Source organism: Mesorhizobium sp. M0011 (assembly GCF_040324155.1).
Lineage (GTDB): Bacteria > Pseudomonadota > Alphaproteobacteria > Rhizobiales > Rhizobiaceae > Mesorhizobium.
Genome location: NZ_JAMYVQ010000007.1, coordinates 125,760 through 152,737 on the forward strand (window position 1 = coordinate 125,760; position 26,978 = coordinate 152,737).

A 26,978-nucleotide genomic window follows, 5' to 3' on the forward strand; every position below is an offset into this window, starting at 1 on the left:
TGCGGATCAAAGCGTTTTGGCGAGTTCTTCGAGCTGGTCGGCGCACTGTCCCCAACCCTCGTGGAAACCCATCTTCTCATGCTGTTCGCGGTCGGCGACGCTCCAGTGCCTGACCCGAGCGATGTAGCGCGTCTTGCCGTTGCCCTCGTCCTCGAAGGTCAGCACGACGGTCATGAACGGCTTCTCCGAAGGCTGCCAAGCCTCTGTGTAGGCGTCGGTGAAGACGATCTTCCTGCCGGGAACGGCTTCGAGGAAGACTCCCGGGTTGGGGAATTCGTTGCCGTCCGGGCTAGCCATGACGACAAGGCTCGAGCCGCCGGTGCGCACATCCATCTCGGCGCGCGGCGTCGTCCACGGCTTTGGCGAGAACCAGCGCGTGATCAGTTTCGGATCGGTCCAGCAGCGATAGACGTTCTCACGCGGCGCATCGATGATGCGGGCAAGAACCAGTTCACGGTCGTTGGTGGGGGCGATGTCGAGCTTGATGGTCATGATGGCGTCCTGCGTTTGATCTGCTTCCGTCCCAAGGACGAGCCGATGAACCGCAAACCGACATCGTCCGCGAAAATTTTGCGATGACGTCCCTGCTCCGCGTCGGTCCGTGGGGAACGAAGGAGTGTCAGTGGCGCTTGGCTTGCACCAGATAAGCCTCGATTTCGGTCTCGCCGAGCCACTTTGCCGCTTCCAGCCGGTGCAGGCCTTCGACGAGGATGTGGCGTTTGCCGTCATGGCGGACCTGGATCGGCGTCTTCATGCCGTTTTCCAGAATGTCCTCGGCCAGATGGCGGACGGTCTCGGGATGCAGCGTCTTCTTGCGCGCTGTCGGCACGTAGATCTCGTCGACTTTGACCTTTTGCACTCTGAGCATTCCGACCCCCGTGGCGGAAACGCCGCCTGCCCTGAGATAGTCCGTTTGATGGAGGCGGCCAAGGGTGCGGCTAACGAATGCTGGTCCGATCGTTTCCATTTGACGCAACGACAGCAGATCGCCGAAATGGCGGCCTTCGACCTTTCAGGTGTTCATGACCCATCTGCCGACCGAATTCCCCGATTTCGGACTGACGCCGGAGCAGCGCCGCCACGCGGTGCGTGGCCATTACTACGAATGGCCGGGGATGGATGGCGAGCGCGGCGAGATCTGGTGCTACAGCGACCGCTTTTCCTATCGCGCCGGCGAAACGGTGGCGTTGCATGTCAGTTCGACAGCTCCGAACTTCGGCATGACAATCACCCGGGATGGCGGCAGCGAGACCAAAGCGTTCGAAAAATCGGGCATCGCGGCACGCCGGCAGGACACACCTGACCAGTGTTCGGTTGAAGGCTGCGGCTGGGACGTATCCTTCGAATTTCGCGTCGGGGCGGACTGGCCGTCCGGCGCCTATCGGGTCACGCTGACCGCCGACGGCCGCGACGGCAAACCGATCCAATCCCATCATCTTTTCATCGTCAGCCCGCAGCCGGGCCGTAAACCCGGCCGTGTGCTGCAGGTGGCTGCGACAGGCACATGGCTGGCCTACAACACCTGGGGCGGCTCCAACCACTACCAGGGCATCACCGGGCCGGATCGCAACCAGTATTCGCCCATCGTGTCGACGCAACGCCCCTGGTGCCGCGGCTTCGTCGTGCTGCCGAAAGACGCGCCGCGCGTGCCGCTGGAAGTCGCCGTGCCACCCAAGACGATTCCCCGCTATCCGCATATGGAATGGGCGCTCGCCACAGGCCATTCGAAGAAATACGCCTCTTCGGGCTGGGCCAGCTATGACAGCCATTTCTTCCGCTTCGCCGAACAGGCCGGCTATGGCGTCGATCTCATCAGCCAGCACGATCTGCATTTTTCGTCCGAAATTCTCGACGGCTACGACTGTGCCGTCTTCGTCGGCCATGACGAATACTGGACCTGGGAAATGCGCGATGCCGTCGACGCCTATGTCGAGCGCGGCGGCCATGCGGCGCGCTTTGCCGGCAATTTCATGTGGCAGACGCGGCTGGAAGACGAGGCCCGCCGGCAGGTCTGCTACAAATATCGCGCGCGTGCCGAAGACCCCGCCTATCTCCCAGGCGGCGACATCACCCGCGCCACCAACTCCTGGGAAGCGCCGGAAATCGGCCGGCCGGGTTCGGCGACCTTCGGGCTCAACGCCACGCGCGGGGTTTATACCGGTTGGGGCGGTTGCGCGCCGCGCGGCGTGCGTGGCTTTCCGGTCTACCGGCCGGAGCACTGGGCCTTTGCCGGCACCGGCATCTATTATGGTGACCTGCTGGGCTCCGACAGCCATGTCTATGGCTATGAAGTCGATGGGCTCGACTTCGAGATACGCGGCGGCCTGCCCTACCCCACAGCGACCAGCGGCGCGCCAGACGGCCTGCAGGTTCTCGCGGTCGGCATGGCATCCCAGGTCGAGGAAAGCGCCGACATTCCGATCGAGGATCAGTTCCTCACCGACGAAGACGGTCGCTTCACCGCCGAAACACTGTTCGGAGAGGCGAGCGACGCCAATCTGGAAAAGGTCAAACGCGGCAATGGCATGATCGTCAATTTCCCGCGCGGCAAGGGCGAGGTGTTCCACGCCGGAAGCTGCGAATGGGTCGCCGGCCTGCTAAGACAGGACCCGATGGTCGAACGCGTCACAAAAAATGTCCTCGATCGTTACCTCGGAAAGCCCTGATATGTCGAAAATCCAATCCGCCGTTGAAGAAACCGAAGTCCGGCGAGACTCGCATCTGTTCTATCTGTCCAGCCTGCGCCGGCCGCTGATCGACCGTGCCGAGGGCATCTATATGTGGACGCAGGACGGCCGCCGCTTTATCGACGGCTCGAGCGGCCCGATGGTCGCCAATATCGGCCATTCCAACCGCAACGTGCTGGATGCCATGAAGCGGCAGATGGACCGCGCCACCTTCGCCTATCGGCTGCATTTCGAGAACGAGCCGGCCGAGGAGTTGGCACGCGAACTGGCCGGCAAGCTGCCGGAAGGCATGGACCGCATCTTCTTCGTCTCGGGCGGCTCGGAGGCGACGGAATCCTGCATCAAGCTGGCGCGGCAATGGGCCGTTGCCACCGGACAGGCCAGCCGCTGGAAGGTGATCACGCGCTTCCCCTCCTATCATGGCGGCACGCTGGGTTCGCTCTCGATCACCGGCGACGATGCGCTGGCCGAAACGTTCGAGCCGATGATGCGGGTGATGCCGACCGTGCCGGCGCCGAACGCCTGGCGCGACCGCGACAATCTCTCGATGGAACAGCGCGGCATCCGCTATGCCGACATGCTGGAAGAAAAGATCCTGGCCGAAGGGCCTGAGAGCGTGGTGGCCTTCATCATGGAGCCGATCGGTGGCGCGGCGACCTCAGCCCTGGTGGCGCCCGACAGCTACTATCCGCGCATCCGCGAGATCTGCGACCGCTACGGAATCCTGCTCATCCACGACGAGGTGATGAGCGGGGCCGGTCGCACCGGCAAATTCCTCGGCGGCGACCATTGGAACTGCAAGCCCGACATCGTCGCGCTGTCGAAGGGGCTGGGTTCGGGCTATGCGCCGCTTGGCGCGCTCACCGCCCCGATGCGGCTGGTGCAGCCGCTGCTTGACGCCGGCGGCTTCCAGCACGGCCACACCTATGCCGGCAACCCGCTGGCCTGCGCCGCCGGGCTGGCTGTGCTCGGTGAAATGGACCGGCTCAACCTGATCGCCAATGCGGCTGCCATGGGCGACGTGCTGATGGACGGGCTGAAGGGGCTGGCGAAGCGGTTTCCGTTCATTGCCGACGTGCGCGGCAAGGGCCTGCTCACCGGCGCCCAGATGGTTGCCGATCCCGAGACGCTCCGACCGATCGACCAGACCAAGAAAGCCACGCAACGGCTGCTCGACCTCGCCTATCAGCGCGGGCTGATCATCTATGGCCGCAGGGTCAAGGGCGGCGTCGACGGCGACAATTTCATGGTCGCGCCGCCGATGATCGTCACCAGGGAGCAGGTCGGCGAGATCGTCTCCATCATCGGCGACTCGCTGGACGTTCTGGCCTCCGAACTCGATCTACCGGTCGAAGGCTGAGGCGACAAAGATGGCGCCTAGAAAAGTCATCATCACCTGCGCTGTCACCGGCTCGGTGCACACGCCGTCGATGTCGCCCTATCTGCCGGTGACGCCGGACCAGATCGCCGCCGACGCGATCGCCGCCGCAGAAGCCGGTGCTTCGATCCTGCATCTGCACGCCCGCGATCCGAGTGACGGCCGCCCGACCGCCGATCCGGACGTCTACATGCAGTTCCTGCCGCGCATCAAACAGGCGACCGATGCAGTGATCAACATCACCACCGGCGGCTCGTCGTTGATGACCCTGGACCAGCGGCTGGCGGCACCGCTCAGAGCCGAGCCCGAAATGTGCTCGCTCAACATGGGTTCGATGAATTTCGCGCTGTTCCCGATGCTCGACAAGCCGAGGGAATGGCAGCACGAGTGGGAGCCGAAGCTGCTGGAAGCCACCCGCGACACGATCTTCAAGAACACCTTCGCGGACATGGAGGGCGTGCTGGAGAGGCTGGGCAAGGGCTGCGGCACGCGCTTCGAGTTCGAATGCTACGATGTCGGCCATCTCTATTCGCTGGCGCATTTCCGCGACCGGGGACTGGTGTCGGGACCGCTGTTCATCCAGTTCGTGCTGGGCATTCTGGGCGGCATTGGCGCCGACCCGGACAATCTCGTCCACATGAAGCGGATCGCCGACAAATTGTTCGGCGACAGCTACCAGTTCTCGGTGCTGGCCGCCGGCCGCCAGCAGATGCCGCTGATTTCGATCGCCGCGGCAATGGGCGGCAATGTCCGCGTCGGGCTGGAAGACAGTCTCTATGACGGACGCCAGCTGGCGAAATCCAATGCCGATCAGGTGCGCCGCATCCGTGGCATTCTCGATGGGCTGTCGCTGGAGGTTGCAACCCCCACCGAAGCGCGCGACATGCTGGCGCTCAAGGGCGGCGACCGGGTGGCGTTTTGAGATGCTGGCGTTTGAAAGGGAGACAATCTGAAATGATTGCGTTCCTTCGCACCCCCCTCTGTCCTGCCGGACATCTCCCCCGCAAGGGGGGAGATCGGATGTCATTTCGGCTTTCGCCAACTTCCAACGTTGCAGGATGGGCGGTAGTATCAAAACTGCCAATCTCCCCCCTTGCGGGGGAGATGTCCGGCAGGACAGAGGGGGGTGCCTGGGCGCCCTGCCTGCCGTGAACCAACCGCCCAAAATCGTCCTCCGCCCCGGCACTCTCGATGACGTCGAAACCATCCACACGGCGATCCTGAAACTCGGCACGCATATCGGTGCGCCCGAGGAGATCATTTCGACAGCGGATGATCTGCGCACCTACGGCTTTGGTGAAAAGCCATCCTTCTCCACCCTGATCGCCGAAGTCGGCGGGGAATTTGCCGGGCTTTGCCTGCATTTTCCGATCTTTTCAACCTGGATGGGGCGGCCTGGCGTCTATGTGCAGGACCTCTATGTCGAGGATCGTTTTCGCGGCCGCAAGATCGGCGAGCGGCTGCTGAGGCACGTTGCGGCGCAGTGCCGGAAAGAAGGCGGCGTGTATCTGAGGCTATCCGTCGACACCGACAATGAGGGCGCCAAGGCCTTTTATGAAAGGCTGGGCATCGCCTGGTCGAGCTACGAACAGACCCAGAAGATCATCGGCGATGCCTTCTTTGCCTTCGTCGACACGGCCGAGAATGAGGAGCAGGAATGAAAGCCTTCTACGCCGAGGAACAGAAGCGTCACGACCCCAAGGCCTTTCTGTCAAGCGGTGCGGCGCAGCCCAATCCGGAAAAGCCGGAGCGCGTCGAAAGATTGTTAGCCGGCGCATTATCCGCCGGTTGCACGATCGAGCGGTCTCGGGATCATGGGCTCGGCCCGGTCGCGGCTGTGCATACGCCCGAATATCTGGATTTCCTCGAGCATATCTACGCGCGCTGGCAGCGCATCGAGGGCGCTTCGGCCGAAGTGATCCCCAACATCCATCCGATCGCGCGCAACGGCTCCTACCCGGCCTCGGCAGTCGGGCAGGCCGGCTACCACATGGCCGATACTGCTTGCCCGATCTCGGGCGAGACTTGGCAAAGCGCGCTGTGGAGCGTCTGGAGCGCGGTCGATGCGGCCGAGGCGGTGATGTCAGGCGTACCGGCCGCCTACGCGCTATGCCGCCCGCCCGGTCACCACGCCTTTGCCGATGTCGCCGGCGGCTTCTGTTTCATCAACAATTCGGCCGTCGCCGCACAGGCTCTGCGTAAACAGGCCGCACGGGTGGCGATCCTCGATGTCGACCTGCATCACGGCAACGGCACGCAAGGCATCTTCTATGCACGACCGGATGTGCTGACCGTCTCGCTGCATGCCGATCCCGTGCGTTTCTACCCGTTCTTCTGGGGCCATGCCGACGAGCGCGGCGAAGGGCCAGGCCTCGGCTACAATTTCAACCTGCCGCTGCCACGCAAATCTGCCGACGCGGCGTTTCTCGAAGCGCTCGAGGTAGCGTTCCAGCGCATCCGTGCCTTTTCGCCCGACGCGCTGGTCGTGGCGCTCGGGCTCGATGCGTTCGAGGGCGATCCGTTCGGCGGACTTTCGGTGACGACGCCGGGTTTCTCGCGCATCGGCGAGGCCATCGCAAAGCTCGACCTGCCGACGGTCATCGTCCAGGAGGGCGGCTACCTCTGCGACGAACTCGGCGACAATCTCACCGCGTTCCTCACCGGCTTCGGCGGCAAGATGCGGTGAGTACTCAAGCCAGTGTCAGGAGCGCTGCTGCCTGAGCATGGCGATGACCCGGTGCACGCTCTCCAGCGTCTCGTCGATTTCGGCAGATGTGTTGTAGTGAGCGATGCCGATGCGCACGACGCCATACTCGGCCGGGATGCCGAGTTGATGGACGATCTCCCAGGCATAGTTGTGCCCCGACCACAGGAAGATGTTCTCGGCGTTCATCTGCCGTACGATCGTCTCCGGCACGATGCCGTCGACGGTGAAGGACACCGTCGGCACGCGCTCGCCAATCCGCTTCGGATCGGTGATGCCGTGGATGGTCAGACCCTCGATATCGGACAGACCGTCGATCAGCTGTTGCGCCAGCGGGTTTTCATAGGCGATCGACACCGCGAACGCCTTGGCGATCTTCTGCCTTCGCGATCCACCCTCGCCCGCTGCCGCGCCAAGGTTGGCGAAGTAATCGACCGCGGCCGTGAGGCCGGCCATCAGTTCGATCTGCGGCGTGCCCAGCTCGAACCGCTCCGGCAGGCCGTTGGATGAACAGCGGCACTTGTAGGGTTTCAGATCATCGATGACATCATGCCGGCCCCACAAAATGCCCATATGCGGGCCGAAGAATTTGTAGGCCGAACAGATCAAGAAATCGCAGCCGAGCTCCTGAACGTCGATCAGGCCGTGCGGGGCGAACTGCACGGCATCGACATAGACCAGCGCGCCGGCGTTCCTGGCGATGGCGCTCAGCGCCTTCACCCGGTTGATGGAACCAGTCAGGTTGCTGGCATAGTTCAACGCGACCAGCCGGGTCCTGTCGGATAGCAACCCGGCGAGCGTCGCCTCTTCGACCTGCCAGCTCTTTTCGTCGAACGGCAGCCAGCGCACGACGAGGCCGAGATCCTCGGCCAGCTGCAGCCAGGGCGACACATTGCCCTCATGGTCCATGCGGGTGAGGATGATCTCGTCGCCGGGCTTCATCGTGCGGCCGAGCGTGCGCGACATGTGATAGGTCAGCGTCGTCATGTTGGCGCCGATGATGATTTCTTCCGGGCTCGCCGCACCAAGGAAATCGGCCATTGCCCGATGCGCCTCATCGACGACGGCCTGCGCGGCAATCGTCGTTTCGAAATAGCCGCCAAGGTTGGCGTTGGTAGTCAAAAGACAGCGCGACACGGCGTCTGCGACGACTTGCGGCACCTGCGTGCCGGCCGGATTGTCGAGATAGATGCGGCGACGGCCCTTGTCGGTCAGGGAGAGAGCGGGAAATCTTTCGCGGACCAGCTCGATCGGAAAATTCATTGTTGCCCTTCTCCCATTGTAATCATTGGATTCGGCCAGCGGCCAATCCCCGTTCAAGGACAGGGATTACCGACCCGCTGATGGATCGCATCCACCGCCTTCTGCATTTCTTCGGTCCAGACGACATCGACGGAAGACAGCGCCATGTCGAGCTGCGAAAGCGTCGTTGCGCCGACGATGTTGGAGGTTACGAACGGCCGGCTTGAGACATAGGCATTGGCAAACAGTGCCGGCTCCAGGTCAAAGGAGCGCGCCAGCTCATTGTATTCAAGTTGTGCTTCGGCAGCACCTGGCGTCTCGTAGCGCTGGCCGCGGTTGAATAGCTGCGTGCGCGAGCCCTGAGGCCGCGCGCCATGGTCGTATTTGCCAGTCAGGTATCCCTGTGCCAGCGGCGAATAGGGCAGCAGCGACACTTGCTCGCGCTCGCAGACCTCGGCGAGGTTCACCTCAAAGGTGCGGTTGACGAGATTGTAGGCATTCTGGATCGACGCGACGCGCGGCCCGATGCCCTTGTCGGCTTCGGCAAGGAACTGCATCACGCCCCAGGAACTCTCGTTCGATAGGCCGAAATGGCGGATCTTTCCTGCCTTCACCAACTCGTCGAACACGGCAAGCGTCTCGGCGATCGATGTTTCGTCGGCCGGTGCGCCGACAGAATCGGCGCGCGGCGATACGGCGCCGACGCGCGTCGGGTTGGCGCCCCAGGGGATATCCCGCTCCGGCCAGTGGATCTGATAGAGGTCGATGTAGTCGGTGCCGAGCTTGGCCAGCGACTTGTCGATGGCGTCAAAGATATCGGCTCGCACCAGTTGCGACGGCCTGTCGCCGCGAAACCAGCTGTTGGCCGTGCGGCCGACGACCTTCGAGGCCAGGATCACCTTGTCGCGGTTGCGGTTGGCCTTTATCCAGCTGCCGATGATCTTTTCGGTTCGCCCTTGCGTCTCCGCCTTGGGCGGGATCGGGTAGAGCTCGGCGGTGTCGATGAAATTAACGCCGCGGGAAAAGGCCAGGTCCATCTGGGCGTGGCCTTCCGCCTCGGTGTTCTGCTGGCCCCAGGTCATGGAGCCCAGGCAGATCTGGGTAACAAGAAGATCGGTCCGACCGAGACGGCGTTTGTGCATGAAATTCGGCTCCGGAGGAAGGCTGGCGCGACTGCGCGGAGGAAGCCGCATCTATAGGCAAAGCAGAGCCGCTCTCCAAGCCTCGCCAGACCGACCTTTGCGTGAACCAGCCGGGTTAGCGGCGAGCACCGGCCAGTGCACGGCGCTTGGCCTCGTCGATCAGCATGTTGGCCACTTGCATGCGGATCATGGCGCGCTGGCGCAGATGCGGGGCGACACGGTCGGGATGGTTGGCAAAGGCAAAGCTGCGGCGCATGCGGCTGAAGTCGGCGACCTGCTTGGGCTGATTGAGGCCGAGTTCCATGGCGATGGCTTCGGGATCGATCGGCGGCAGCTTTTCCTCGGGCTTTGGCTCTTCGCCGGCGAGAGCCAGCCTGGCATGATCGAGCAAGGCGGCGAATTCCGTCGCCAGATCCGCGCCCGCCTCGCGATATTCGGCAGCGGAAACCTTGATGCGGCCGGAATGGAGTTCATCGGCCACCGAAAGATAGTCGAACGGGATGGATGGACGAGCGCCGGCCTCTTCGCCCTCGCCATTCTTGTCGGGGGCGATGAAGAGGTCGTCGAGCAACGAAGCGAAATCCCGCTTGGCGCCAGTAGCGATGTCAGCCTCCCCCTCGCCCGACCATTCGGGTATCAAAGCATAGAACCGGCTCGTTAAAAATGCATGGCACCGATCTTAACGAATTTAGCCTTCGCCTCGTCTACCGCTTGACCCACCGCAATCCCAAAAACAAAAGCCGGACTGCATTTTCACGCAGTCCGGAATTCGCCAGGAGTGGCGAGGAAAAACCGGCCATGTAGCCAGCATTCGAGGCTACGGTGCGCGTCGGCCAAAAGTTTCACCGGGTTGCAGAAAATGGCGAAAGATTCGCCAAGGCAAAAATTCGCCAAGACATGGCAGGTATGCAAATGCTGCACTGCACAATTGTCACGATTCACCTATATTGGCTGGCGTGGAGGACCAATTTGGGGCTTGAATCATGGGTTTCTTCACTGAAATGTTCGCCCGGCCTCGGCCGCAGGAACATCTGAGATACCGCTCGGCGCTCGCGCTGCTTCATTCGATGAGCAATGCCGACCGCGCCGACATCGGGATCAAGCCGGCCGACTTCCCCCGCATCGCCCGCGAAATGTCCATTCGCTAGGTACTTCCGGAGATGTCCCGGATCGATCCGGGACATCTCCAAAAAACTCAATTCCTTAGCGTGGTGAGATGGAAATAGAAGTTGGGCATGGCCACATGCAGCAGATACTGCATGCCGGGCATAGAGCTTTCGCGCCCGCCGAGCTTCAATTCGATGATCTTGTCGTCGGAGCCGTCGAACTCGGCAGCCGAAAATGACGCCAGAAGGTCCAGGGTTTTCGTGATGCGAGCCTGGACATCGGCGAAACTCGCCTCATTGTCTTCGTATTTCGGCACTTCGCGGCCGGCGAGCCGCGACGGCGCGCCCTTGGCATGATCGGTGGCGATCTGCACCTGCCTGGTCAAGGCGAACATGTCTGGCGCCAGCCGCGACGTCAGAAACACCTGCGGATCGATCTTGCGGTCAAGCGCATTCTGTTCGGCGGTCGCCAGCACATTGGAAAGCGCTTTCAGCCTGGCTGCAAACACCGGCACGGATGCCTCATACATCGATATCGTCACGTCAAATCTCCTGTCCGGCCGAACGCCGGCGGACGCGACGTAGCGCCTTCGCGCACGATTTTTCAAGACCGCCGACGCTGCGTCACCACGTTGCCGCAATCGCCGTCGTAGAATCCTCTATCGAGCGGAGGTTCCCGATGAGACGCGCCCTTTTCGCAGCGACTGCCCTTCTCTCCCTGGCACCGATCGGCCAGACGGTATTGGCTGCCGACGATGCCTCCGAAGCGCCCTATATCGACGATCGGTCAAGCGCCGATGCGGTTGTCCGTTCGCTGTACAGCGCCATCAGCCGGCACGAATTCGCCCGCGCCTGGGGTTATTTCGGCGATACAAAGCCGGCAAAGGATTTCGACAGTTTCGTCAAGGGCTATGATGGCACCGACAAGGTCGAAGTCCAGACCGGGGCTGTTTCCGACGAAGGTGCGGCCGGCAGCATTTTCTACAACGTCCCCGTCGCCGTCCGCGCCACCGACAAGAGCGGCGGCAAAAAGGTCTTTGCCGGGTGCTACACGCTGCGCCAGGTGAATGCCCAGACACAAGTGGAGCCACCCTTCGATCCGATCCACATCGAGAAAGGGGCACTGAAGCCCTCCACTGCCGATTTCGAGGAGGCGCTGCCGCCAAGCTGCGGCGATGGCCCGCCACCGCCAAAGAAAGACACCGCACTGGAGCAGGCCAAGAAGGCCTTTCTGGCAACCTATGGCGACCAGTGCGACAAGCAGTTCCTCGCCAATGATCCGACCGTTTTTTCGATCAAATACAAGGACAAGGATGCGCAGCCCGGCGATCCCGACAAGGAAACGCGACTGTTCCATTTTTCCTGCTCGGCCGCCGCCTACAATGAAAGCTCGGTCTACTACATGACCGACGAGACATCGGGCGTGCAGCAATTGCAGTTCGCCGAACCCAAAATGGATATCCGCTACGAGAACAATGACAGCAACGGCAAATTGCTGGGCATGACCATCGTCGGTTTCCAGACGTCCGGCTGGGCAGTCAATTCCGACTATGACGAAGCCGCCCACACGATCACCACGTTCAACAAGTGGCGCGGCATCGGCGATGCGTCCGACGCGGGGACGTACCTGTTTCGCAACGGCAATTTCTCGCTGGTCCAGTACGACGTCGATGCGTCCTATGACGGGGAGCAAAACCCCGAGACTGTCGTCGACTACAACACCGCGCCCTGAGCCTCACACGAGCTTGCAGGCTGATCGATCAGGGCGCCTTCGACAGCATCCAGTTGAGTGTGCCGCGCCAGTCGGTCATGCGAATCGGCGTGCCATGGGTGCCGGTCTCGAAACGGACGAAGCGGGTCGGATAGGTCTTCGATTTGGCCAGGATCGAGCGAAAGAACGCCTCCTGCTTTGCCACGGGGTAGACCACGTCGTGGCTGCCCTGGCCGAAGAAGACCGGCACGCGGCGCTTGAAGGCCGGGCTGGTGAAAAAGCTCTCATCCCACAGCGAACCGAGCAGCAGCAGACCATTGATGCGTCCGCCCGTGTCCTTGCGCGCGGCCAGCTCCCAGCACAGCGCGCCGCCCATCGAGCCGCAGGCGACGAAGATCTTCGCGCCGGGCGACTGTTCGGCATAATGACCGATCAGCGCCGCCACCTGCGCCGCTCCCGTATCGCCGAAATCGGGGAAATCAGGACTGAGATAGAGGCCGCCATTGCTGGCCATGAGGTTCTTGAGCCGGTTGAAATTGCCGCCGAAAGTGAAGTCGTCGACACCCTGCTTGCGGCTGCCGCCCTGCCCGTGCAGGTAAAGCACGATGATGCCGGCGCCCTCGGTCTTGCCGACGGCGACATGCCTGACATCGCCGGCATCGGTCTTCAGCAACAGATCCTGCTGCACCTTGCGCACGCTGGCGTCGGTATATTGGGCGTTCACCCGCCGCTCGGGCACCTGGTCACGCTGGTTGATGTCGCGCATCTCGCGGTAATCGATGACCGTGTAGGCGCCATTGGTGTCGGACGACAGCGTGGCTGGATAGGCGAAGAGATCGTCCTTGAAGGGTTTTAGGGACAACGCCTGACTTTGCGCGGCCGAAGACAGCAACGCGGTCGCGACTGCAAAGGCACAGAAAATTTGGCGGCGAATAGACATGTCCAAGGCATGCGTAATTCAGCTTGGGTTTGTCAATCCTGCAGCACGCCGCCGGCGCCTTCCAGCGCCTCGCGCGTGTCGACATCGACAGATGCCGCCGCGCCGATCTCGACATCGATGACATCGAGCCCTTCGGTCTCGACCAGATGGCGCGCGCCGGTGTCGCCTTCGAGATGGGCGATCGCGGGAAACAGCGAACGCGGCAACAGCACCGGATTGCCGCGCTTGCCGTCATGCGAGGCGCGGACCACCGCATTGCCGCCGGCCTTGCGGAAAGCATCGATCAATCTGTCGAGGTCGTCGGACGTGATATCAGGCATGTCACCGAGAACGATCATCACGCCGGCGGAATCTTCCGGCAGATAGGCGATGCCGGCTTTCAGCGAGGTGGACAGGCCCTCGGCAAAATCGGGATTGTCGGCGAAGGTCACGTCGAGGCCCGCCAGTGCCGCGCGCACCCGCTCGCGCTGGTGGCCGGTGACGACGACAGTGCTGGACGCCTTCGAGCCAAGCGCCCGCTCAGCGGTGCGGCGCACCAGCGGCTTGCCGTCGAACAGCGCCAGCAGCTTGTTCGGCCCGCCCATGCGGCTCGACCGGCCGGCCGCCAGCAGCACGATGCCGACCTTGAGCTGAGATTTGGCCGGCAGCGGTTCGCGCGGCTGCGGCCGTGTCGGGATTTCCATCAACAGCCCGCCGACCCCCATGCCGGCAATATCCCTGGCGGTCACGTCGATACCGGCGATCAACCGGTCCAGCACCCAGTCGAAACCATTCTCCTTGGGGCTGCGGGCGCAGCCGGGCGCGCCGATGACGTGCTTACCGCCGAGCGTGCCCAGCACCAGCAGATTGCCGGGATCGACCGGCATGCCCGCGCGGATGACTGCACCACCCGCCCTCTCGATCGCCGCGGGAATGACATCGGCGAAATCGCTCATCGCCGAGGCGCCGAAGATCACCACCATGTCATTGTCGCGTGCCAGCGAAGCCGTGGCCTCCGCCACCGGCGCGATCTCATGCGGCGTGCGGCGCTCGGCCGTCAATCTGCCGCCCGTACGCGCCAGCCGCGCTTCGGTGACGCGCAGCGTCTTGTCGAGCACGGAAGGCTTGATGCCGGGTAGAACCGTCTGGATGACGCCGACACGCACGGGCCGGTAGGCATTGACGGCAAAGATCTCGCCTGCGGCGCAGATTTCTGTCGCGGCGCCGACCAGCGCTGCACTGACCGCGAAGGGGATGATCTTCACGGTCGCGACCATCTGGCCTTTCTCCACCGGCGCATGCTGCGCCAGCGTGGCGATGGTGATGGCGGGATCGATGGCATTGATGGCATCGATGACAGCGGCATCGACCGTGAAGATGCCCGGCGCCTTGGCGTGGAGGTTGACCCGCCCGGTCGCGGCCGGCCTGGCCTCGATGCCGCGAAAGGCCATGCTCTCGGCAATCGTTTGCGCGGCCGCATCCTCGCCGAGGTCGTCCTCAGCCAGCACAGCCGCAACGACCTCGGAAACACCGGCAGCCCGCAGCAGCGCCACATCTTCGGCGCTGAGCCTGTGCGCCTTGCGGAAGCGGCGTTCACCGGCGGTGGTCGAGTGCGCCAGCACCGCGCCTTCCGCCGTCTCAATCGGGATCGGGCCGAATTTCACGCCGCCGCGCCCGCAGAACGCCGCGCGTCCTTTTGGACGCGCAACGGACGCTCTGCTATTTTGAATCTACGCATCGTGCTTTTCCAAAATCGATTTCGATTTTGGAGCCGATGCGGAGGCATCGAGCCCGCGCGAGCGGAAGGCGTGGATCGCCTGGGCCAACACTGCAACGGCGATCTCTCCCGGGCTGGCAGCACCGATGTCGAGCCCGATCGGCGCATGGATACGGGCGATCTGATCGGCGCTCGCGCCCAGCGCCAGCAGGCGTTCGACCCGCTTGGCATGCGTCTTCCTGCTACCGAGCGCCCCGACATAGAAGCAGTTGGCGTCGAGCGCGGCCTTCAGCGCGAAATCATCGACCTTCGGATCATGGGTGACGGCGGCAAGTGCGGTGTAGCTGTCCAGCGGCTGACGCTTCAGCACATCCTCCGGCCATTCGGCGTGAAGCGCCACATCGGGAAAGCGGTCCGGCGTGGCGAAGGCGGTGCGGGGGTCGATGATCTCCACGGGATAGCCGGCGATCTTCGCCATCGGCGCCAGCGCCTGGCTGATATGGACAGCGCCAATCACGACCAGACGCGGCTGCGGCAGATGCGCGTTGAGAAAGAAGGTTCGCCCCTCTGCTTCGACCGAACCGGAGTTGCCTGTGCGGAACGCCTTGGCGATCGCGGCGCCGAGATCGCCGGCGACCTGATCGCCCTCGCGTACGATGCGGTCGCGGCCGTCACCGAGATCGGTGACAATGATCGCCGCACGACGAGCGCGTCGTTCGGCGTTCAAAGTTTTTAAGGTGTAGGTATCCATCAGAAAATCTCTTGTCCGAGCATGACGTTGTCCAAAAACCGGGTCCCACTTTTTGGGATCATGCTCTAGCCCAGTCTTTCCACGTACACCTTGATGCGGCCGCCACAGGACAAGCCGACCTGCCAGGCGGTTTCATCGGCAACGCCGAATTCCAGCATCCTGGCCTTGCCGCTGTCGATGACGTCGATGGCCTCGCTGACCACAGCGCCTTCGACGCAGCCGCCCGAGACGGAGCCGTGGAAATTGCCGTCGGCGTCGATGACCAGATGGCTGCCTACAGGTCGAGGCGCCGACCCCCAGGTCTCGACCACTGTCGCGATGGCCACGTCCTTGCCGTCCTTCATCCAGCCCTCCGCAATGATCAGCGGGTCGCGGGCCTCATCCAGATAAATGCTGTTTTCCATGACCGTTTCTCCAGAAGTCTGTTTTTCTCGGGATCTGTTTTCCGGATGGGAAAGATATGGTTATGCGGCGTGCCTCGCGCCAGCTTCCAGCCATCGGCGGGGATCGACGGATTGTGCCGACTTCTTGTCCAGCGACGCGCAGAGATCGGCGAGCGCATCGAGATTGTGCACCGAGCGGAACTCGTCGACATGCGGCAGCATCGCCTTGACGCCGCGAGCACGCGCCTGGAAGCCGTCGAAACGCAGCAACGGGTTCAGCCAGATCAGCCGCCGGCAGGATTTGTGCAGGCGCTCCATTTCTTCCGAAAGGCCGCCGACATCGTCGCGCTCCAGCCCATCGGTGATCAGAAGCACGACCGCGCCCTGCCCCAGCACGCGCCGCGACCAGATCAGGTTGAACTCGGCAAGTGTGTCGCCGATGCGGGTGCCGCCCGACCAGTCCTTGACCGCCGCCGAACAGTCGGCAAGCGCTGCATCCGGGTCGCGATGGCGCATTTGCCGGGTCAGGTTGGTGAGCCGGGTGCCGAAGACGAAGGTATGCACGCGACGCCTTTTTTCCGTCAGTGCATGCAAGAAATGCAGGAAAATCCGCGTGTACTGGCTCATCGACCCGGAAATGTCGGCCAGCACCACCAGCGGCGGGTGAACCTCGCGCGGCGAACGGAACTTCGGCAGGATCAGTTCACCGCCGGTGCGCGCAGCCGAACGCATCATGGCGCGCGGATCGATGCGGCGGCCATGCGCATCGGCCTTGAAGCGCCGGGTGCGCACCATGTCGAAAGGCAGCCGCAACTGCGCGATCGCCTTTTTGGCGTCGGCCATTTCGGCGGCATTCATCTGGGCAAAGTCCTTAGCCCGCAGCACCTCGTTGCCGGAGAAGGTGAAACGGGCGTCGACTTCGATCTCGGGAATTTCCTGGCGCGGCTGGTTCTTCTGGTGGCCTTCGAACATCGCCTGGCTGACGCGGTTCTCGGCAGCACGGGGCTTCTGCTTTTCCCTGTTGTCAGGTGCGACCGGCGAAAACATCGCCAACATCTTTTCGATCAGCTCGCGCGATTTCCAGAATAGCCGGAAGGCTTCATCGAAAATGGCGTGATCCTCGTGCCTGGACACCAGCACGGCGTGCAGCGTCCAGTAGAAATCGTCACGCGAGCCGATGCCGGCGACCAGCACCGCCTCGATGGCGTCCTTGACCGAGGCCGGCCCGACCCGCATGCCCGCCTTGCGCAAGGTGCGGGCAAAATAGACGATGTTGTCGGCGATTCGCCCGTGCGGCATGGCCTCTTTTGGCTCGGGGCGCAGCATCGCCTACTCCGCCGCCGAAAGCTCGGCCTTCACCTCGTTGAGGATGCGCCGGCCTTCGCCCTGTTCGATGCGGGCAATGTCGTCCTGGTATTTCAACAGCACGCCGATCGTGTCGGAGACGGTTTCAGGATCGAGCGCCACCTTGTCGAGCTCGGTCAGCGCGCCGGCCCAGTCGATGGTTTCGGCGACGCCCGGCACCTTGAACAGCTCGATCTGGCGCAGCTTCTGGATGAAGGAGACCACTTCGGCCGAAAGGCGCTGGTTGGCCTGCGGCACCTTGCGGCGCACGATCTCCAGCTCGCGCTCGGCATTGGGATAGTCGACCCAGTGATAAAGGCAGCGCCGCTTCAGCGCATCGTGGATTTCGCGGGTGCGATTGGTGGTGATGATGACGATCGGTGGTTCTTCCGCCTTGATGGTGCCGAGTTCGGGCACCGTCACCTGGAAATCGGACAGGATTTCGAGCAGGAAGGCCTCGAAGGCCTCGTCGGTGCGGTCGAGCTCATCGATCAGGAAGACCGGGGCAGCGCCCGTCTTGCCGGTCAGCGCATCGAGCACCGGGCGGCGGATCAGGTATTTTTCGGAGAAGACGTTGCGCTCCATGGCGGAGCGCTCGACCTTGCCGGCCGCCTCCTCCATGCGGATCTCGATCATCTGCGCGGCGTAGTTCCACTCGTAGACGGCAGAGGAAACGTCAAGGCCTTCGTAGCACTGCAGGCGGATCAGCCGGCGGCCGAGCGCCTGTGCCAACACCTTGGCGATCTCGGTCTTGCCGACGCCGGCCTCGCCCTCAAGGAAAAGCGGCCGCTTCATACGCAACGACAGGAACAGCACGGTCGCCAGCGACCGGTCCGCCACATAGTCCGCACCGGTCAGGAGATCGAGCGTCTCGTCGATCGTCCGTGGCGCGGCGCGCGGTTTCAGCTCGGTCATTCTTTCTCCGTGAACGCCGCCGCTCCGCTTTCCAGTACGTGGTAGCCGCGGGCGTGGTAGATCAGCGGCCGCAAATTATCGCCCATACGCAGACCTGTCACCTTGCCAAAAAGCACACGATGGGTGGCCAGATCCTTGGTGTCGATCAATTCACAGTCGAACACGGCGAGCGCGCCTTTCAGCGTCGGTGCGCCGGTAGAGATCACATCCCATTCGCCAAGCGCGAAACGTTCCTCGACCGGCAGGCCGGTGATGCCGGAAAAGCCGACCGACAGTGGCTCCTGGTGCGAGGCCAGCGTGTTCAGGGCAAACCTGCCGTTTTTCACGAACAGCTCATTCTTGGCATTTTCGCGGTTGAGACAGACCAGGATGGTCGGCGGCGTGTCCGACACCGAACAGGCGGCGATCACCGTCGTGCCGCGCTTGCCGGCCGGCCCGTCGGTGGTGACCACATGGACGTGGCCGGCAAAGTGGCTCATCGCGTCGCGATAGGCCTGCGGCCCAATGTCGTTCTTCTTCAGCACCGTAAATTTTCCATGGTCAGGATCCTACCGACATATATGGCCAGACATAGCCCGCCACAAGCGAAGTGCCTGAGCCATATCCCGAAATTCGCGTGTTGCACCAAGGCCGGGCAGCCTTTAGGTCTTGGCGGTAATAGTGCCGGGAGCATAGAGCCGGCACGGAGGGACCCATCGCTCGAATGCGACCCAGGACAAGAACAATAGCGGCGCTGTTCTGGCTGTTTCTGGCCAGTGCCGCGGATGCCCAGACGCTGCTCGTCGGCGTCTCAGCGCCCCTGTCGGGACCATCGGCCATTCTCGGCAAGCAGATCGAGGCCGGCACCGGTCTGGCCGCCGAGGCGAACGGCATCGAACTCAAGACGGTGGATGATGCCTGCACCGCCGATGGCGGCGCTGCCGCGGCCAGGGAATTTGCCGCCGCCAAGGTCAATATCGTGGTCGGCTTCCTCTGCACCGAGGCGATCGAGGCGGCGATGCCGATCCTGAAGGACGCCGGCATTCCGGTCATCACCGTTGGCGTGCGGACCGAAAGCCTAACCGACCGCCGCGCCAAGACTGGCTGGCCGGTCTATCGCCTCGGACTACGCGGCGACGATGAGCGCAACACCGTCGCTTCTGCCCTCACCCATCTGTGGCAGAACGAGCTGTTCGCCATTATCGACGACGGCACCATCTACGGCCGTGAGATCGCCGAGACGTTGCGGGCAGCGGCCGAACAGGCAGCGCTGAGGCCGGTATTCACAGACACGTTCCGGCCACAGCTCGACAACCAGATCGGCATGATCGGCCGGCTGAAGAAGGCCGGCGCGACGCATGTCTTTGCTGGCGGCGACGGCGACGACATCGCCATCATGGGCCGCGATGCCGCACAGCTTCAGGCTGGCATCGTCTTTGCCGGCGGCGAAAATCTCCGCACACCGCCGGGCGACGTGCCCTATGCCGTGGGCACGCTGATGATCGCACCGCCTGAATGGGCCGATGTCGCCGATCCAAAAGTGCTGGCGGCATTTGACGCTAGGAAGATCGTGCCCGACGGCTATGCGCTGCCCGCCTACGCCGCGGTCGAAATCGCCAAGGCGGCATCAAGCTTGTCCGAAAGCTCGGGCAAGCCATTGGCTGAAGCCCTGACCGGGCAGGATTTCACCACGGCGATCGGGCCGATCCGCTTTGATGCAAAAGGCGACCTCAGCCAGAGCCCCTACCGCGTCTTCCGTTTCGACGGCACGCGCTTTGCGCCCTTGGAAAGCAACTGATGTTTCGCACCGGCCCACGCAACCTGATCACCGACGTTGCCGGCCTGCGCGTCGGCAATGCGTCCGACGCCAGGCTGAAATCCGGGGTGACGACCGTGCTTTGCGATGCGCCGACGGTGGCTGGCGTTCAGATCCTGGGCGGCGCGCCGGGCACGCGCGAGACAGACCTGCTCGAACCGCACAATTCGGTCGATGTGGTGCACGCCGTCGTGCTTTCAGGCGGTTCGGCTTTCGGCCTCGACGCGGCATCCGGCGTGCAGGCGGCGTTGCGCGAACGCGGCATCGGCCTCGAGGTCGGTGGGTTTCGCGTGCCGATCGTGCCATCGGCGATCCTGTTCGACCTGCGCAATGGCGGCGACAAGGATTGGGGCCGTTATCCGCCCTACCGTGAGCTTGGCTATGAGGCGGCGCAAACCGCCACCGCCGATTTCCAACTCGGCACGATCGGTGCCGGCACCGGTGCGCTGACCTCGGGGCTAAAGGGCGGCCTCGGCTCCGCCTCGACGCTGCTGGAAAGTGGCGTCACCATCGGCGCGCTGGCCGCCGTCAATCCGACGGGCTCGGTAACCGTCAGCCGAACCCGCCATTTCTGGGCAGCACCATTCGAAATCGGCGACGAATTCGGTGGGCTTGGCTATCCCTCGCCGATGCCGGACGACGCGAAAAGGATTCTTTTGAAATACCGCGACAAGCATATGGGAAGGCCGATGGAGACCGGCGGCAACACCACCATCGCCGTCATTGCCACCGATGCGGTGCTCACAAAAGCTGCCGCCAAGCGCCTGGCAATATCGGCGCATGACGGGTTCGTGCGCGCCATATGGCCGACGCACACACCGGCCGATGGCGATCTTGTATTCGCGCTGGCGACCGGCACGAGCGGTATCGAACTCTCCGCCGATGCGGCAATCGATCTCTACGCCGCCGCCGGCGCCACCATGGCGCGCGCCATCAGTCGCGGCGTCTATGCGGCAACGCCTGCCGAAAACGATCTGTTTCCGGTCTGGTCGTCACGCCTGAGGTGAAGCGATCAATCAGACCCGATCGGACTTTTCTTCCTCGAACGTCACCGCAACATCGGAATTCGCCGACAGCCAGACCTTCTTCCCGTCGACTTCGGCAATCAGGCTCAGGGGAATATAGTGATGATGGCCCTTGTGAGCGCCCTCGCCGCTATCGGCCTTGGTCAGCTTGATGCGCTGGCCATCGACCTTGTCGACAGTGCCGACATGCACGCCGTCGGCGCCGACAACTTCCATATGCTCGCGAATTTTGCTGGTGTCGGTCATGGTGGTTCTCCATTGGGACTGCCGACCATAACAAATGACGGGCCGATTGGATGCATCGGCTTTCGCACCGCACGACGTTTTGATTTCGGCGTGCTAGGGGATTGAGACGATCACGGGGGTGAAGACCGATGCGAATGCTCTTTCTGTTTGCCGTTGGCCTGCTTGCACAGTTTGCCACCTCGATCGCGGCTCATGCCGGCGATGTCGCCGAACTTGAAATCCTCGGCTTCACCAAGGACGGCAGCGTCTTTGCTTTCGAGGAATATGGCGTGCAGGATGGATCGGGTTTTCCCTATGCCAACCGCTACTACATCGACACCAGCACCGACAGCTTTCTCAAGGGCACGCCGATCCGGGTCCGGCTTGAGGACGAGAATGCCAAACTGGATGCGGCGCGCCTTCAGGCCCGGCAAAAAGGCGAAGCCATTGTCAGTCAGGCCGAGCTGAGCGCCAATCGCGGCATCACCGCGGGTTTCAACCCGGTGACCGAGCTTTCGGCGGATCCGCACCGGATGGCGGTCAATCCGCGCCCGATCTTTTCGCCGGTCGACCCACCGCTCGAGTTCCGGCTCGACGAGATCGGCATGAACAACACCAAGGGCTGCGAGAGCCAGGGCGAGATCAACGGCTTCCGGCTGCTGCGCATCGAGGCGCAGGATGGTGGCACCACCAAGCTGCTGCACGAGGATAAGGCGATACCGAAAAGCCGGGGTTGCCCGAACGGCTACCGCATCGGCGCCGTGCAGACCTTTTCGATGGACAGTCTCAGCGCCTATGCCGTGCTGATCGCGGTGCGCCAGTACGGCTTTGAAGGCCCGGACTTTCGCTGGATCGCGGTGACCGGCCGCCTGTGACACCGCTTGTCCCACCCGCCCCGCGCGATCGTTCGCTGAACCGCCTTCGCCGCGCTATACCGACGCCGCGCACTGCGTTTTATGGCGCCTTGCTATGGGCCACGACGATGGGCGCCAGTGCGCTCGTCACCCTGTTGTTGGACGACTGGGAGACGCCGGCGAAAATCCGCATTGTCACCGTACTGTTCGCGTTGGGAGCTGCGCTGGCCTTTCCTATCGGCCTGTTCGCGGCGCGGCTGGTTTCGCAGGGAAGACGCTGGGAAGTCGCCTTTGCCGCGGCCTTCGTGTGCCTAGCCGCGGCGACGATCGGCCTGACCGCCGGGCTGTTTGCCCTGCAGTACCGCTCCTACTATGCCGAGTGGCATGCGCCTGCTTTCACCCGCACCTGGGTCCTCCAGTTCGTCTTCACGACGTTGATTGCGCTTTATCAGTTCGTGGTGCTGGGCATCCGGCTCTATTTTCCAGTTGGTTTCATCGCTCTGTTTGCCGCGGGCGTCTGGTTTGCGCGCCAGCGGCGTTGAGCATTTTGCTCGCCTCTGTTAGGACGCGGGCAAACTTCTCGATATGTCAGGACTGACCGATGATCCCTCGCTATTCCCGGCCGGAAATGGTCGCCATCTGGTCGCCAGAAACCCGGTTCCGCATCTGGTTCGAGATCGAAGCCTATGCATGCGACGCGCTGGCCGAACTCGGCGTCATCCCCAGGGAAGCGGCAAAAACCATCTGGGAAAAGGGCGGGGCGGCAAAATTCGATGTCGAGGCGATCGACGAGATCGAGCGCGTTACCAAGCATGACGTGATCGCCTTCCTCACCCATCTTGCCGAATTCGTCGGGCCGGACGCCCGCTTCATCCATCAGGGCATGACCTCGTCCGACGTTCTCGACACCTGCTTTGCGGTGCAGCTTACCCGCGCCAGCGACATCCTGCTCGCCGACATCGATGGTCTGCTTGCAGCGCTCAAGCGCCGCGCCTTCGAGCACAAGGACACGGTCACCATCGGCCGCAGCCATGGCATCCATGCCGAGCCGACCACCTTCGGCGTCAAGCTGGCGCAGGCCTATGCCGAGTTCTCGCGCTGCCGCGAGCGGCTGGTGCACGCGCGCGAAGACATCGCCACCTGCGCCGTTTCGGGCGCAGTCGGCACCTTCGCCAACATCGATCCCTATGTCGAGGAGCATGTCGCGGCGAAGCTCGGCCTGAAGCCCGAGCCGGTGTCGACGCAAGTGATCCCGCGCGACCGCCATGCGATGTTCTTTGCCACGCTCGGCGTCATCGCCTCCTCGGTCGAGCGGCTGTCGATCGAGATCCGGCATCTGCAGCGCACCGAGGTGCTGGAGGCGGAAGAGTATTTTTCGCCGGGCCAGAAAGGCTCGTCGGCCATGCCGCACAAGCGCAACCCGGTGCTGACCGAGAACCTCACCGGCCTTGCCCGCATGGTGCGTTCGATGGCGCTGCCGGCGATGGAGAATGTGGCGCTCTGGCACGAGCGCGACATCTCGCACTCCTCGGTCGAGCGCATGATCGGCCCGGACGCCACCGTGACGCTCGATTTCGCGCTGTCACGGCTGACCGGCGTCATCGACAAGCTGCTCGTCTATCCCGACAACATGCTGAAGAACATGAACAAGTTCCGCGGCCTCGTGCATTCGCAGCGCGTCATGCTGGCGCTGACGCAGGCGGGCCTGTCGCGCGAAGACTCCTACCGGCTGGTGCAGCGCAACGCCATGAGAGTGTGGGAGCAAGGCGCTGATTTTCTTGAGGAATTACTGTCCGACAAGGAAGTGACCGCAGCGCTGCCGGAAGCCGAGATCCGCGAGAAATTCGACCTGGGCTATCACACCAAGCATGTCGACACGATCTTCAAGCGGGTGTTCGGATAGGATTTCCATGCGACTGGCTGTCCTTTCCGACATTCACGGGAATCTGCGCGCGCTTGAAGCGGTTCATGCGCGGATCAAGGACAATTCTCCCGACATCATCGTCAATCTGGGTGATTGTCTCTCCGGGCCGCTATGGCCGAAGAAACCGCGCAATATTTGATTGCACAGAACTGGCCGACCGTGCGCGGCAATCACGACCGTGTGCTGATCGAGCCGCCGGCTTCCGGGCTGGAAGACGTCGATGCCTTTACCCACCATTGCCTCTCCCAGACGTCATTGGCTTGGCTTTTGGCATTGCCGATTGCCCTGACGCTCGCCCCTGAAATTCTGCTCTGCCACGGCAGCCCCAGCGACGACGAGACGTTCCTGCTCGAGGAAGACGGCGGCAATCACTTCTATCCATCCAATCAAAAAGAAATCAGACACAAGCTCGGCAGCATCGATGCCGGGCTGACCTTGTGCGGCCACACCCATACGCCGCGCGCCGTGCGGCTTTCCGACCGCCAGACGATCCTAAATCCCGGCAGCGTCGGTGTTCAGGCGTTTCCCGGCCTTACCGTGACCGGCAGCCCGCATGCCCGCTACGCCCTCGCCACGCACAAGCGCGGAGAATGGTCGTTCAGCCATCACGCGGTCAGTTATGACTGGGCCGAAGCATCCAGCCGCGCGACGGCGGCCGGCTTCGACAGTTGGGCACACGGATTGCTGACCGGTTACGCCGCCAGTTCTGTTTAAGAGCGCAGCGGGCGCTTAGCCGGCAGCGCCAGGCACGGTGCGGATCACCGTGCCCCACGGGTCTTCCCGCGTGGTTTCGGTGGATGCCTTGTCCGAACGCATCTCGACCCAGGCCAGACCTGACCGGGAGGGATCGCGGCGGCCTGCGCCTGAACTCTGCCAGGCGTTGGCGCCGATGTGGTGGTGATAGCCGCCCGACGACAGGAACACCGCCTGGCCGCCATATTTCGCCACCGTGTCGAAGCCGAATTCCTGGTTCCACCAGGCTTCGGCGTCTTCCGGCCTGCCGACACGCAGGTGGACATGGCCGACGATGCTGTTTTCCGGCGCGCCCTGCCAGCCGGCGTCACCCGCAGGCACTTCGGCAACGACGGACGGAATGTTCAGCCGCTCCGTTGCCATGGCAATCTTGTCGCCATTCCACTTCCAGTCCTGCGGGCGGCGGTCGGCATAGATCTCGATGCCATTGCCTTCGGGATCGGTCAGGTACAGAGCTTCGCTGACCAGATGGTCGGAAGCGCCCTCGATCGCGATCTTGTTCGATATAGCGTGGTTGATCCAGCGGCCGAGATCGGCGCGGCTGGGCAGCAGGAAGGCGGTGTGGAACAGCCCGGCGCTGCGCGGATCATCCGGCTTAGCTGAAGCGTCCTGCTCAAGCACCAACAAGGGACGGTTGGCGGCGCCCAGCGTGATCGAACCATCGGCACGGCTCAACTCCTGCAGACCGACAATTTCGCGGTAATATGCGGCAAGGCTTTCCGCGTCGCGCGCCTTCAGCCCGACGCGGGCAACGCTGACTGGGGTGGTGGCGGCAAAAGGCAACTCGCTCATCAAATGCTCCGTTCGACCGGCCTGCGATGAAGCTCCCAAAGCGAGAAGCCCCACTCCGCCGATCATTGTACGTCGTGTCAGTTCCAAAGTCAGGGTTCCCGCGCACGGCTGTTTCTTTTCCTGACCACAGATCGTCCATCGGCATCGTTCACACAAGACGCGAAGAAGCGAACATGGTGTTCACTATTGTGATCAAAAGTGGCGTTCCCGCCGGTTGCACGAAGCGATGCCGCTCGCTATCTCAGCGCCATGAAGGTCAGAGACGCAGATATCCTCATCGTGCCGGGCTACACCAATTCCGGCCCCGACCATTGGCAGAGCCGCTGGCAGTCGAAACTGTCGACGGCGCGCCGCGTCGAACAGGCCGAGTGGTCGAAGCCGGTTCGCGAGGACTGGACGGCGAGCGTCGCCAAGGCGGTCAACGAGGCCGAGCGGCCGGTCGTCCTGGTCGCGCATTCGCTCGGCGTCACCACTGCGGTGCAAGCCATTCCGCAATTCAGCAAGCCGATCGCCGGGGCCTTCTTCGTGGCACCTCCCGACGTCGCCAATCCCGAGATCAGGCCCAGGCACCTGATGACCTTCGGTCCCTACCCGCGTGAGCCGCTGCCCTTTCCCTCGATCGTGATCGCCAGCCGCAACGATCCGTTCTGCGCCTTCGATGTCGCCGAAGACATTGCCGGTGCATGGGGCTCACTATTCATCGATGCCGGCGAGACCGGTCATCTGAACGCGGATTCAGGCTTCGGGCCGTGGCCCGAAGGTTCAATGACCTTCGCCAAATTCCTGACGGATTTGAAACCCTGAGTTTCTTCAGGACCCAATCGAATCGCGGACGCTCTTGATCAGCGTTTTTGCGCCAAGCCCGATCAGCGAATGCTCGGAGCCCATGGCCAGCAGGCGATAGCCCATCGACACAACCCGGCCGGCAATTGCCGGCTCGACAACGTAGATCGCCGCATGTTTGCCGGCCTTGCGGGTGCGCTCGGCCACCGATGCCACCGTCTCCATCATGCTTTCCAGCGTCGAATTGACGGTCGCACCATTGCTCCAGGCGATCGAGAAATCCGATGGGCCGAGGAAGATGCCGTCGATGCCGGGCGTGTCGAGGATGCCGTCGAGCGCATCGAGGGCCGGACGCGTCTCGACCATGGCGAAGGCCATGGTGCGTTGGTTGGTGTCGCGCAGCCACTCGGCCTGGTCGCCCTTGCCGTGGCGTGGAAAAGCGTAGGTCGGACCCCAGGAGCGCTCGCCGAGCGGCGGGTATTTCATGGCGGCGGCGAACAATTTTGCATCGGCAACCGAATTCACCATCGGCGCGATGACCGCCTCGGCGCCGAAATCGAGCGCGCGGCTTGCCATGTCGAAACGGCCAACGGGAATGCGCACCAGCGCCGGCTTGCCGGCAGCGAGCACCGGCACCAGGCCACGCAGCACGCTGTCTTCGTGATGGCCGCCATGCTGCATGTCGAGCGTGACGGCATCAAAGCCCTGCTTGGCGACGATCTCGACGGTCAAGGCATCCGGCACGCCGGACCATGCGGTGAACAACGTTTCGTCGGCCGCGAGGCGGGACTTCAGGGACATGGGTACTTTCCTTGTTAACTCCGGCAG

The 26,978-nt window shown here is 63.0% G+C and carries 31 protein-coding genes; 15 read left to right on the forward strand and 16 right to left on the reverse strand.

Annotated features, from left to right (window positions below):
* Positions 1 to 6: 6 nt before the first annotated feature.
* Together NKK51_RS10585 and NKK51_RS10590 are read right to left on the reverse strand one after the other, a co-directional pair.
* A complete protein-coding gene (locus NKK51_RS10585) occupies positions 7 to 492 on the reverse strand; it encodes an SRPBCC family protein (protein WP_352552685.1) in 486 nt (161 codons plus the stop codon).
* Between the two features lie 127 nt (positions 493 to 619).
* A complete protein-coding gene (locus tag NKK51_RS10590) occupies positions 620 to 868 on the reverse strand; it encodes a ParB N-terminal domain-containing protein (protein ID WP_013532091.1) in 249 nt (82 codons plus the stop codon).
* 154 nt (positions 869 to 1,022) lie between these two features.
* Here NKK51_RS10590 and NKK51_RS10595 point away from each other — a divergent pair, with 154 nt between their 5' ends.
* The 5 genes from NKK51_RS10595 (at position 1,023) to NKK51_RS10615 (ending at position 6,751) form a co-directional block, all read left to right on the forward strand.
* Positions 1,023 to 2,666 carry a N,N-dimethylformamidase beta subunit family domain-containing protein gene (locus tag NKK51_RS10595; RefSeq protein WP_023810369.1) on the forward strand — a complete coding sequence of 548 codons (1,644 nt, stop codon included), beginning with the start codon at positions 1,023 to 1,025 and terminating at the stop codon, positions 2,664 to 2,666.
* A 1-nt stretch (position 2,667) separates the two neighbouring features.
* Entirely contained in the window at positions 2,668 to 4,047 is a 1,380-nt protein-coding gene (locus NKK51_RS10600) for an aminotransferase family protein (protein ID WP_352552687.1), read from the forward strand.
* 10 nt (positions 4,048 to 4,057) lie between these two features.
* On the forward strand, positions 4,058 to 4,987 hold the full coding sequence (kce, locus tag NKK51_RS10605; protein WP_352552689.1) for a 3,5-dioxohexanoate:acetyl-CoA acetone transferase: 930 nt from the start codon (positions 4,058 to 4,060) through the stop codon (positions 4,985 to 4,987).
* Positions 4,988 to 5,213: 226 nt separating this feature from the next.
* Positions 5,214 to 5,726, forward strand: coding sequence for a GNAT family N-acetyltransferase (locus NKK51_RS10610; protein WP_352552691.1), 513 nt, complete (start codon positions 5,214 to 5,216; stop codon positions 5,724 to 5,726).
* Entirely contained in the window at positions 5,723 to 6,751 is a 1,029-nt protein-coding gene (locus NKK51_RS10615; protein WP_128303302.1) for a histone deacetylase family protein, read from the forward strand. The genes NKK51_RS10610 and NKK51_RS10615 overlap by 4 nt, the downstream gene beginning before the upstream one ends.
* Positions 6,752 to 6,766: 15 nt before the next feature.
* Here NKK51_RS10615 and NKK51_RS10620 read toward each other — a convergent pair whose 3' ends face one another.
* From NKK51_RS10620 to NKK51_RS10630, 3 genes are all read right to left on the reverse strand, one after another.
* Complete coding sequence (locus tag NKK51_RS10620) at positions 6,767 to 8,032, reverse strand: cysteine desulfurase-like protein (protein ID WP_352552692.1); 1,266 nt, start codon at positions 8,030 to 8,032, stop codon at positions 6,767 to 6,769.
* Between the two features lie 53 nt (positions 8,033 to 8,085).
* The gene (locus NKK51_RS10625) at positions 8,086 to 9,153 is read right to left on the reverse strand and encodes an aldo/keto reductase (protein WP_352552694.1); all 1,068 of its coding nucleotides are present in this window, start codon (positions 9,151 to 9,153) and stop codon (positions 8,086 to 8,088) included.
* 115 nt (positions 9,154 to 9,268) lie between these two features.
* Complete coding sequence (locus NKK51_RS10630; RefSeq protein WP_352552695.1) at positions 9,269 to 9,724, reverse strand: hypothetical protein; 456 nt, start codon at positions 9,722 to 9,724, stop codon at positions 9,269 to 9,271.
* Positions 9,725 to 10,136: 412 nt separating this feature from the next.
* Here NKK51_RS10630 and NKK51_RS10635 point away from each other — a divergent pair, with 412 nt between their 5' ends.
* Positions 10,137 to 10,301, forward strand: coding sequence for a hypothetical protein (locus NKK51_RS10635; protein ID WP_023810361.1), 165 nt, complete (start codon positions 10,137 to 10,139; stop codon positions 10,299 to 10,301).
* A 47-nt stretch (positions 10,302 to 10,348) separates the two neighbouring features.
* Here NKK51_RS10635 and NKK51_RS10640 read toward each other — a convergent pair whose 3' ends face one another.
* Positions 10,349 to 10,801 (reverse strand): DUF1993 domain-containing protein, encoded by a 453-nt coding sequence (locus NKK51_RS10640; protein WP_352552696.1) that lies wholly within the window; start codon positions 10,799 to 10,801, stop codon positions 10,349 to 10,351.
* 137 nt (positions 10,802 to 10,938) lie between these two features.
* Here NKK51_RS10640 and NKK51_RS10645 point away from each other — a divergent pair, with 137 nt between their 5' ends.
* A complete protein-coding gene (locus tag NKK51_RS10645) occupies positions 10,939 to 11,991 on the forward strand; it encodes a DUF1176 domain-containing protein (RefSeq protein ID WP_352552698.1) in 1,053 nt (350 codons plus the stop codon).
* A 28-nt stretch (positions 11,992 to 12,019) separates the two neighbouring features.
* Here the strand turns inward: NKK51_RS10645 and NKK51_RS10650 are convergent, their stop codons facing one another.
* The 7 genes from NKK51_RS10650 to NKK51_RS10680 form a co-directional block, all read right to left on the reverse strand.
* Entirely contained in the window at positions 12,020 to 12,910 is an 891-nt protein-coding gene (locus NKK51_RS10650) for an alpha/beta hydrolase (protein ID WP_352552699.1), read from the reverse strand.
* A gap of 32 nt (positions 12,911 to 12,942) precedes the next feature.
* Positions 12,943 to 14,553 carry an NTP transferase domain-containing protein gene (locus NKK51_RS10655; RefSeq protein WP_352552701.1) on the reverse strand — a complete coding sequence of 537 codons (1,611 nt, stop codon included), beginning with the start codon at positions 14,551 to 14,553 and terminating at the stop codon, positions 12,943 to 12,945.
* Positions 14,554 to 14,619: 66 nt separating this feature from the next.
* The gene (locus NKK51_RS10660) at positions 14,620 to 15,357 is read right to left on the reverse strand and encodes an XdhC family protein (protein ID WP_352552703.1); all 738 of its coding nucleotides are present in this window, start codon (positions 15,355 to 15,357) and stop codon (positions 14,620 to 14,622) included.
* Positions 15,358 to 15,422: 65 nt separating this feature from the next.
* Positions 15,423 to 15,761 carry an XdhC family protein gene (locus NKK51_RS10665; protein WP_013532112.1) on the reverse strand — a complete coding sequence of 113 codons (339 nt, stop codon included), beginning with the start codon at positions 15,759 to 15,761 and terminating at the stop codon, positions 15,423 to 15,425.
* 60 nt (positions 15,762 to 15,821) lie between these two features.
* Positions 15,822 to 17,066 carry a vWA domain-containing protein gene (locus NKK51_RS10670; RefSeq protein WP_352552705.1) on the reverse strand — a complete coding sequence of 415 codons (1,245 nt, stop codon included), beginning with the start codon at positions 17,064 to 17,066 and terminating at the stop codon, positions 15,822 to 15,824.
* Positions 17,067 to 17,069: 3 nt separating this feature from the next.
* Positions 17,070 to 17,999: an AAA family ATPase gene (locus NKK51_RS10675; protein ID WP_023810354.1), complete on the reverse strand. Its 930-nt coding sequence runs from the start codon at positions 17,997 to 17,999 to the stop codon at positions 17,070 to 17,072.
* The gene (locus NKK51_RS10680) at positions 17,996 to 18,523 is read right to left on the reverse strand and encodes a flavin reductase (protein WP_027036962.1); all 528 of its coding nucleotides are present in this window, start codon (positions 18,521 to 18,523) and stop codon (positions 17,996 to 17,998) included. The genes NKK51_RS10675 and NKK51_RS10680 overlap by 4 nt, the downstream gene beginning before the upstream one ends.
* A 179-nt stretch (positions 18,524 to 18,702) precedes the next feature.
* Between NKK51_RS10680 and NKK51_RS10685 the strand changes: the two genes are divergently transcribed.
* A complete protein-coding gene (locus NKK51_RS10685; protein ID WP_023810352.1) occupies positions 18,703 to 19,776 on the forward strand; it encodes a branched-chain amino acid ABC transporter substrate-binding protein in 1,074 nt (357 codons plus the stop codon).
* Positions 19,776 to 20,801 (forward strand): P1 family peptidase, encoded by a 1,026-nt coding sequence (locus NKK51_RS10690; protein ID WP_352440159.1) that lies wholly within the window; start codon positions 19,776 to 19,778, stop codon positions 20,799 to 20,801. Before NKK51_RS10685 ends, NKK51_RS10690 begins: the two co-directional genes overlap by 1 nt.
* 9 nt (positions 20,802 to 20,810) lie before the next feature.
* On the opposite strand, the gene NKK51_RS10695 is transcribed toward NKK51_RS10690, so the two are convergent.
* The gene (locus NKK51_RS10695) at positions 20,811 to 21,065 is read right to left on the reverse strand and encodes a DUF2171 domain-containing protein (protein WP_127269889.1); all 255 of its coding nucleotides are present in this window, start codon (positions 21,063 to 21,065) and stop codon (positions 20,811 to 20,813) included.
* 128 nt (positions 21,066 to 21,193) lie between these two features.
* On the opposite strand from NKK51_RS10695, the gene NKK51_RS10700 reads away from it, so the two are divergent.
* From NKK51_RS10700 to NKK51_RS10720, 5 genes are all read left to right on the forward strand, one after another.
* A complete protein-coding gene (locus tag NKK51_RS10700) occupies positions 21,194 to 21,919 on the forward strand; it encodes a DUF2259 domain-containing protein (protein WP_128303288.1) in 726 nt (241 codons plus the stop codon).
* A 107-nt stretch (positions 21,920 to 22,026) separates the two neighbouring features.
* Entirely contained in the window at positions 22,027 to 22,440 is a 414-nt protein-coding gene (locus NKK51_RS10705; protein ID WP_352552707.1) for a hypothetical protein, read from the forward strand.
* A 59-nt stretch (positions 22,441 to 22,499) separates the two neighbouring features.
* Positions 22,500 to 23,801, forward strand: coding sequence for an adenylosuccinate lyase (gene purB, locus NKK51_RS10710; protein WP_352552709.1), 1,302 nt, complete (start codon positions 22,500 to 22,502; stop codon positions 23,799 to 23,801).
* Positions 23,802 to 23,808: 7 nt separating this feature from the next.
* Entirely contained in the window at positions 23,809 to 23,961 is a 153-nt protein-coding gene (locus tag NKK51_RS10715) for a metallophosphoesterase family protein (RefSeq protein WP_352552711.1), read from the forward strand.
* The gene (locus NKK51_RS10720; RefSeq protein WP_352552712.1) at positions 23,934 to 24,536 is read left to right on the forward strand and encodes a metallophosphoesterase family protein; all 603 of its coding nucleotides are present in this window, start codon (positions 23,934 to 23,936) and stop codon (positions 24,534 to 24,536) included. The genes NKK51_RS10715 and NKK51_RS10720 overlap by 28 nt, the downstream gene beginning before the upstream one ends.
* 15 nt (positions 24,537 to 24,551) lie before the next feature.
* On the opposite strand, the gene NKK51_RS10725 is transcribed toward NKK51_RS10720, so the two are convergent.
* The gene (locus NKK51_RS10725; RefSeq protein ID WP_023810345.1) at positions 24,552 to 25,367 is read right to left on the reverse strand and encodes a VOC family protein; all 816 of its coding nucleotides are present in this window, start codon (positions 25,365 to 25,367) and stop codon (positions 24,552 to 24,554) included.
* A 249-nt stretch (positions 25,368 to 25,616) separates the two neighbouring features.
* Between NKK51_RS10725 and NKK51_RS10730 the strand changes: the two genes are divergently transcribed.
* Positions 25,617 to 26,171 (forward strand): RBBP9/YdeN family alpha/beta hydrolase, encoded by a 555-nt coding sequence (locus tag NKK51_RS10730; RefSeq protein ID WP_352552854.1) that lies wholly within the window; start codon positions 25,617 to 25,619, stop codon positions 26,169 to 26,171.
* 6 nt (positions 26,172 to 26,177) lie between these two features.
* Here the strand turns inward: NKK51_RS10730 and NKK51_RS10735 are convergent, their stop codons facing one another.
* The gene (locus NKK51_RS10735) at positions 26,178 to 26,951 is read right to left on the reverse strand and encodes an HpcH/HpaI aldolase family protein (protein WP_023810343.1); all 774 of its coding nucleotides are present in this window, start codon (positions 26,949 to 26,951) and stop codon (positions 26,178 to 26,180) included.
* Between the last annotated feature and the right edge of the window lie 27 nt (positions 26,952 to 26,978).

Excerpts from the sequence above, each read along its gene's own strand:
- NKK51_RS10635 (WP_023810361.1), top strand. The coding sequence starts at position 10,137 with ATGGGTTTCTTCACTGAAATGTTCGCCCGGCCTCGGCCGCAGGAACAT.
- NKK51_RS10650 (WP_352552699.1), bottom strand. The coding sequence starts at position 12,910 with ATGTCTATTCGCCGCCAAATTTTCTGTGCCTTTGCAGTCGCGACCGCG.
- purB (WP_352552709.1), top strand. The coding sequence starts at position 22,500 with ATGATCCCTCGCTATTCCCGGCCGGAAATGGTCGCCATCTGGTCGCCA.
- NKK51_RS10590 (WP_013532091.1), bottom strand. The coding sequence starts at position 868 with ATGCTCAGAGTGCAAAAGGTCAAAGTCGACGAGATCTACGTGCCGACA.
- NKK51_RS10675 (WP_023810354.1), bottom strand. The coding sequence starts at position 17,999 with ATGACCGAGCTGAAACCGCGCGCCGCGCCACGGACGATCGACGAGACG.
- NKK51_RS10670 (WP_352552705.1), bottom strand. The coding sequence starts at position 17,066 with ATGCTGCGCCCCGAGCCAAAAGAGGCCATGCCGCACGGGCGAATCGCC.
- NKK51_RS10620 (WP_352552692.1), bottom strand. The coding sequence starts at position 8,032 with ATGAATTTTCCGATCGAGCTGGTCCGCGAAAGATTTCCCGCTCTCTCC.
- NKK51_RS10725 (WP_023810345.1), bottom strand. The coding sequence starts at position 25,367 with ATGAGCGAGTTGCCTTTTGCCGCCACCACCCCAGTCAGCGTTGCCCGC.
- NKK51_RS10700 (WP_128303288.1), top strand. The coding sequence starts at position 21,194 with ATGCGAATGCTCTTTCTGTTTGCCGTTGGCCTGCTTGCACAGTTTGCC.
- NKK51_RS10730 (WP_352552854.1), top strand. The coding sequence starts at position 25,617 with ATGAAGGTCAGAGACGCAGATATCCTCATCGTGCCGGGCTACACCAAT.
- NKK51_RS10595 (WP_023810369.1), top strand. The coding sequence starts at position 1,023 with ATGACCCATCTGCCGACCGAATTCCCCGATTTCGGACTGACGCCGGAG.
- NKK51_RS10645 (WP_352552698.1), top strand. The coding sequence starts at position 10,939 with ATGAGACGCGCCCTTTTCGCAGCGACTGCCCTTCTCTCCCTGGCACCG.
- NKK51_RS10600 (WP_352552687.1), top strand. The coding sequence starts at position 2,668 with ATGTCGAAAATCCAATCCGCCGTTGAAGAAACCGAAGTCCGGCGAGAC.
- kce (WP_352552689.1), top strand. The coding sequence starts at position 4,058 with ATGGCGCCTAGAAAAGTCATCATCACCTGCGCTGTCACCGGCTCGGTG.
- NKK51_RS10735 (WP_023810343.1), bottom strand. The coding sequence starts at position 26,951 with ATGTCCCTGAAGTCCCGCCTCGCGGCCGACGAAACGTTGTTCACCGCA.
- NKK51_RS10720 (WP_352552712.1), top strand. The coding sequence starts at position 23,934 with ATGGCCGAAGAAACCGCGCAATATTTGATTGCACAGAACTGGCCGACC.
- NKK51_RS10715 (WP_352552711.1), top strand. The coding sequence starts at position 23,809 with ATGCGACTGGCTGTCCTTTCCGACATTCACGGGAATCTGCGCGCGCTT.
- NKK51_RS10690 (WP_352440159.1), top strand. The coding sequence starts at position 19,776 with ATGTTTCGCACCGGCCCACGCAACCTGATCACCGACGTTGCCGGCCTG.
- NKK51_RS10625 (WP_352552694.1), bottom strand. The coding sequence starts at position 9,153 with ATGCACAAACGCCGTCTCGGTCGGACCGATCTTCTTGTTACCCAGATC.
- NKK51_RS10695 (WP_127269889.1), bottom strand. The coding sequence starts at position 21,065 with ATGACCGACACCAGCAAAATTCGCGAGCATATGGAAGTTGTCGGCGCC.
- NKK51_RS10660 (WP_352552703.1), bottom strand. The coding sequence starts at position 15,357 with ATGGATACCTACACCTTAAAAACTTTGAACGCCGAACGACGCGCTCGT.
- NKK51_RS10705 (WP_352552707.1), top strand. The coding sequence starts at position 22,027 with ATGGGCGCCAGTGCGCTCGTCACCCTGTTGTTGGACGACTGGGAGACG.
- NKK51_RS10615 (WP_128303302.1), top strand. The coding sequence starts at position 5,723 with ATGAAAGCCTTCTACGCCGAGGAACAGAAGCGTCACGACCCCAAGGCC.
- NKK51_RS10665 (WP_013532112.1), bottom strand. The coding sequence starts at position 15,761 with ATGGAAAACAGCATTTATCTGGATGAGGCCCGCGACCCGCTGATCATT.
- NKK51_RS10685 (WP_023810352.1), top strand. The coding sequence starts at position 18,703 with ATGCGACCCAGGACAAGAACAATAGCGGCGCTGTTCTGGCTGTTTCTG.
- NKK51_RS10585 (WP_352552685.1), bottom strand. The coding sequence starts at position 492 with ATGACCATCAAGCTCGACATCGCCCCCACCAACGACCGTGAACTGGTT.